The sequence below is a fragment of the Ureibacillus sp. 179-F W5.1 NHS genome, from assembly GCF_045369345.1.
Classification (GTDB): domain Bacteria; phylum Bacillota; class Bacilli; order Bacillales_A; family Planococcaceae; genus Ureibacillus; species Ureibacillus halotolerans.
The window spans coordinates 1-1559 of the sequence record NZ_JBIQFG010000098.1 but is presented as its reverse complement, the minus strand read 5'-3'; the positions used below and the strand labels follow the sequence as shown (position 1 = coordinate 1559).

The following is a 1559-nucleotide window of genomic DNA, read 5'->3' as shown; positions in this document are numbered from 1 at the left end:
TGTATTTCGCAAGTAAAAATTGAGCCATTTATTAATTAAAAACTGATCCACTTAAACCGAACTATTTTCTAGCCATTCTTTTGTATCTAATATTCGATAAGATGGTCCAACCATGTCTATCATATAGGCTCTATGTGTTAATCGGTCTGTTAAAGCAGCTGTTAAAACTGGATCATGAAAAACTTCTTCCCAGCGATCAAATGATAAATTACTTGTAACTATCGTTGACGCTCGTCCTGCCCGTAGGGAAAGATGAGTAAATAATAATTCTGCGCCTTCTTTATCAAAAGAAATGTAACCTAGCTCATCGATAATCACTAAATCATACTTTTCAAACCTCAATTCAAATGAACGTAACGTTCTTTCAGAACGGCTTTCTTTTAACTGATTTACAAGGGATGACACCGTTGTAAAATACACCTTATAACCTGCTAAACAAGCTTCAATTCCTAAACCAATTGCTATATGTGTTTTACCTGTACCTGGTGATCCGATTAATAAAACGTTTTGTTTTTCTTGAATAAAATCTAATTTCTTTAAATGAGAGAGACGAGAGGCCGCATTTTGCGGTAATCTCTCAGTCTCTAATTCAGTTAATAGTTTCTTTTCTGGAAAATTCGCTGAACGAATCCGATTCGCTTTTGCTCGCACTTCTCGATCTTGCATCTCTTGGACCAGTGCGTGATATAAGAAATCTTCTGCTGTCTGATATTGTTTCCACATATCATCATCTTGTATAAATCCTCGAATGCTTGGTAGTCGAAGTTCTTTACACATTTCAATCATTTCTTGTCGCTTATCCATTAATGAAGCACCCCTGTCTTTTTAGTTTCGAATAATGCCGTAATGGCTGAAAGATTTTCGAGAGATTGGGTGGTGACCTCATTTTTGGAATGTACAGTTTTATGAATGTGTTCGCATTGATTAGCTAAGAAAATAATCTTATCTGTTGATATTTGAACCATAGGGTTCTTCTCAAGTTGTTCAACTGCCACTATGATTTTTTCTAGATTGTTATGTTCTTTTAGATAGATAAGTAACTCTAGAAAATCTCGCTCATTTCCAATATAATAATCTTTGTATAATTTTTTTATTTTTGTTGGTGCTTGACTCAAACATTCACTTTGAGCCAATGCACCTTTTTTCTTTTCAAATGTACGTAAGTAATGATAGATATCCATAATCCACTGATGGATCTGCCAACTTCGCTTATGTGTTGCGATACAGGCATTATCACTAAAAATAAGAATTTTTTCCGCACTCGCTTTTACTTTCACCCATTCTCCTACATGTCCTTCTGGAACAGAATAACGATTTTGTCTATAAGTAATCGTGCTATATTTGTCCACTCTAAATTCAAACAACTCAGAGGCATCAAATGGAATAATATCTGCACTTACTTGCCGAGCTGCACGTTCTTCTAGCATTAATTCATGGTGGGTTTGATTTTTCTTATAATGTTTACGAGAGTTTAATCTCATGATGATTTCTGTTAGATAGGCCTGAGCTTCTTCTAAACTTGTAAACGTATCTCGATGGGCAAATGCTTTCCGACGGAT

At 35.2% G+C, this 1559-nt stretch carries 2 protein-coding genes; both read right to left on the bottom strand.

Features of this window, described 5'->3' with window-relative positions; translation table 11 throughout:
* Window positions 1-51 precede the first annotated feature (51 nt).
* Window positions 52-804: an IS21-like element helper ATPase IstB gene (gene istB, locus ACH0B5_RS17975; protein ID WP_341361466.1), complete on the bottom strand. Its 753-nt coding sequence runs from the start codon at window positions 802-804 to the stop codon at window positions 52-54.
* Window positions 804-1559: Mu transposase domain-containing protein (locus ACH0B5_RS17970; RefSeq protein ID WP_406928254.1), on the bottom strand; the 756-nt coding region annotated here is incomplete at its 5' end. The genes istB and ACH0B5_RS17970, both read right to left, overlap by 1 nt.

What these genes read in the sequence shown, in the direction of transcription:
- istB (WP_341361466.1), bottom strand. Translation starts at nt 804, where the DNA reads ATGGATAAGCGACAAGAAATGATTGAAATGTGTAAAGAACTTCGACTA.